The organism is Kitasatospora sp. NPDC059817 (genome assembly GCF_042731835.1).
In the GTDB taxonomy this organism is placed as follows: domain Bacteria; phylum Actinomycetota; class Actinomycetes; order Streptomycetales; family Streptomycetaceae; genus Kitasatospora.
The window spans coordinates 11,412-14,493 of record NZ_JBHWIR010000150.1 but is presented as its reverse complement, the minus strand read 5'-3'; the positions used below and the strand labels follow the sequence as shown (position 1 = coordinate 14,493).

The 3,082-nt window shown below is 73.7% G+C and carries 4 protein-coding genes; 3 read left to right on the top strand and 1 reads right to left on the bottom strand.

Features of this window, described 5'->3' with window-relative positions:
• The coding region (locus tag ACFV61_RS26550) for an Lrp/AsnC family transcriptional regulator (protein ID WP_380494278.1) at positions 1-457 on the bottom strand (457 nt) is incomplete at its 3' end.
• A 93-nt stretch (positions 458-550) separates the two neighbouring features.
• Here ACFV61_RS26550 and ACFV61_RS26545 point away from each other — a divergent pair.
• The 3 genes from ACFV61_RS26545 (at position 551) to ACFV61_RS26535 (ending at position 2,929) form a co-directional block, all read left to right on the top strand.
• Positions 551-1,390, top strand: a complete 840-nt coding sequence (locus ACFV61_RS26545; protein ID WP_380494276.1) for a TIGR03619 family F420-dependent LLM class oxidoreductase — start codon at positions 551-553, stop codon at positions 1,388-1,390.
• Positions 1,387-1,827 carry a nucleoside deaminase gene (locus ACFV61_RS26540; protein ID WP_063345918.1) on the top strand — a complete coding sequence of 147 codons (441 nt, stop codon included), beginning with the start codon at positions 1,387-1,389 and terminating at the stop codon, positions 1,825-1,827. The genes ACFV61_RS26545 and ACFV61_RS26540 overlap by 4 nt, the downstream gene beginning before the upstream one ends.
• 94 nt (positions 1,828-1,921) lie before the next feature.
• Entirely contained in the window at positions 1,922-2,929 is a 1,008-nt protein-coding gene (locus tag ACFV61_RS26535; RefSeq protein WP_380494275.1) for an NADP-dependent oxidoreductase, read from the top strand.
• The last annotated feature ends 153 nt before the right edge of the window (positions 2,930-3,082 follow it).

Below are 3,082 nucleotides of genomic sequence, written 5' to 3'. Positions count from 1 at the left end.
GGGGGGGGGCCGGGCGGGTGGGGGGGCGGGGGGGGGCTAGCGTTGGTCTCCCCCCTCGGGTGGTTGGGGCGCGCCACCCCCCCCCACGCCACCCCCCCCCCCTCTCCAGATGCTCCATGGAGGTCGCGGCGACCTTGAGGGTGTAGCAGTCGTCGCCGGTGGTGCGCAGGCACTCCAGGAGCTCCCGCCGCTCGGCGAGCAGCCGGCGCAGCGGCTCGTGCCGGTTGCCCGGGTACTTCAGCCGGACGACGGCGAGCACGGGGTAGCCGACCTTGGCCAGGTCGACCACGGCGTGGTAGCCGGTGATGACGCCCAGCGTCTCCAGGTTCCGCACCCGTTCCGTGGTGGCGGACGAGCTGAGGTTCACCCGCCGCCCCAGCTCGCTGAGGGAGATCCGGGCCTCCCGTTGCAGCTGTCCGATGATCTGCCAGTCGACGTCGTCGAGATTCACGGCCATTTTGCGATTCTACCGGCAGAACCACGGCGGAGAGCGATGATCACCGGGATGGTTCGGTTCCGTCGGCCATGATCACCGGGATAGCCTCGGTCCATGCAACTTGGCGTCAACGTACCGAACTTCGGGCCCGGGACGGACCCCGGCGTGCTGCGCGAATGGGCGCGGACCTCGGAGGGGCTCGGCTTCGACCTCCTCATGCTGTCGGACCATGTGACCATCACCCCGGACGTGGCCGTGCGGTACCCGGAGCCGTTCTACGAGCCGTTCACCACGCTGTCCTGGCTGGCCGGTCTCACCACGGACCTGCGGCTGGGCACGAGCGTGCTGATCCTGCCCTATCGGCACCCGCTGCTGACGGCCCGGCTGGCCGCCAACCTCAGCCGGCTCAGCGGCGGCCGGTTCGTCCTCGGGGTGGGCGTCGGCTGGGCGCGGCAGGAGTTCGACGCGCTCGGCGTGCCGTTCGCCGCGCGCGGCCGGCTGACCGACGAGTACCTGGGCGTGCTGCGGGACGCCTGGCGTCCGGAGACTCCGGGGGCGGAGATGGGGACGGGGGGCCACGCCGCCCCGACGCCCGTCTGGGTCGGCGGCCACAGCGAGGCGGCGATCCGGCGCGCGGTCAGGTTCGGCGATGCCTGGCACCCGCTGCGGCTCCCCCTGCCCCTGATGCGCTCCATCCTGGCGGAGCACTCGCTGCCGGGGTTCTCCCCCCGCATCGCCCTGCGGATCACCGAGGCGCCGGTCGACGATCCCGAGCGGCCCGCCGGGGTAGGCACCGTCGAGCAGGTCCTCGACGACCTCGACCAGCTGCGGCTGCTCGGCGCGGACACCGTCGTCCTCGACCCCTACCACGGCGATCCGGAGGAGACCCGTCGGCCCCGCACGGCCTGGCAGGCGCTCACCACCGTGGCCACCCACTGGAAGGACCGATCGTGATCACCCCGGCCGACGAAACCCTCCTGCGGCGCGCCGTCGCCCTCGCGGCCCGGGCGGTCGCCCTGGGCGACGCACCGTACGGCTCCCTGCTGGCCGGCCCGGACGGCGCGATCCTCGCCGAGGCGCACAACACGGTGCGGCGCGACGACGACATCACGGCCCACCCGGAGCTGAAGCTCGCCCGTTGGGCGGCCCGCGAACTCGACCCGGACCTGGCCGCCCGCACCACCCTCTACACCAGCTGCCAGCCCTGCGGCATGTGCGCCGGCGGCATCGTCCGCTCCGGCCTCGGCCGGGTGGTCTTCGCGCTCTCCACCGAGCAACTCGTCGAGCTCAACCCGCAGTCGGGCGCCTGGCCGACGGTGGCCCAGGACGGCCCGGCCCTGTTCGACGAGGCGCGCGCACCCCTCGACGCCTACTACCGGCCAGGCCGCTGACGTCGACGCGCCGGGCGGGCACTGGTCAGATGACTAAGCGCTTGCTTAGACTCGGGCCTCCAGTGCAGGCCCGCGCGCGCCCCCAGGAGACGTCATGACCGCGACCAACCGTCAGATCCGCCTCGCCCGTCGGCCGGTCGGGGAGGTGCGGGCGGAGGACTGGGCACACGGGTCGGAGCCGGTGGGGGCGGCCGGGCCCGGGCAGTTCGTGGGGCGGACGCGGTACGTGTCGCTGGACCCGGCGATGCGCGGGTGGCTGGACGACCGGCCGTCCTACCTGCCGCCGGTCGGGCTGGGCGAGGTGATGCGGGCCGGGTCCGTGGTCGAGGTCGTCGAGTCCGACCACCCGAAGTTCCGCGTCGGCGACCACGTGGTCGGCAGCTTCGGCGTCCAGGAGTACGTGGTCTCGGACGGCAAGGGCGCACTGAAGGTCGACCCCGCGCTCGCGCCGCTGTCGACGTACCTCGGCGCGCTCGGCCTGCCCGGGATGACCGCCTACTTCGGGCTGCTGGACGTCGGGGCGCTCAAGGAGGGCGAGACCGTGGTGGTCTCCGGCGCCGCCGGGGCCGTCGGCAGCCTGGTCGGGCAGATCGCCAGGATCAAGGGCTGCCGGGTGGTCGGCATCGCGGGCGGCCCCGAGAAGTGCGCGCTGCTCACCGGGGAACTGGGCTTCGACGCGGCGATCGACTACCACTCCGAGGACCTCCGCAAGGCGCTGCGCGACCACGCGCCCGACGGCATCGACGTGTACTTCGACAACGTCGGCGGGGACGTCCTGGACGCCGCGCTCACCCGGCTCGCGATGCACGCCCGGGTGGTGCTCTGCGGGGCGATCAGCCAGTACAACAACGAGACCGCCGTGCAGGGCCCGTCCAACTACCTGTCACTGCTGGTGCGGCGGGCCCGGATGGAGGGCTTCGTGGTGTTCGACTACGCGCCCCGCTACCCGGAGGCGGCCCGGGAGCTCGCGGGCTGGATCGCGGACGGCCGGATCAAGGTCAAGGAGCACGTGGTGGAGGGGACGGTGGACGACTTCCCGACCGTCCTCGGGATGCTCTTCCGCGGGGAGAACACCGGCAAGCTGGTGCTGCGGCTGGCCTGAGCTCAGGTCTCAGCTCTGGCCTGAACTCCGGCCTGATCCCGGCCCGGGGGGGGGGGGGCGGGGGGGGGGGCGGCCCCCCCCCGGGGGGGGGATCCCGGGCGGGGTAAAGCACGCCGCCCCCCCGATGCACCCCCCCCCCCCCGACCCCCCCCC

Excerpts from the sequence above, each read along its gene's own strand:
- ACFV61_RS26535 (WP_380494275.1), top strand. The coding sequence starts at position 1,922 with ATGACCGCGACCAACCGTCAGATCCGCCTCGCCCGTCGGCCGGTCGGG.
- ACFV61_RS26545 (WP_380494276.1), top strand. The coding sequence starts at position 551 with ATGCAACTTGGCGTCAACGTACCGAACTTCGGGCCCGGGACGGACCCC.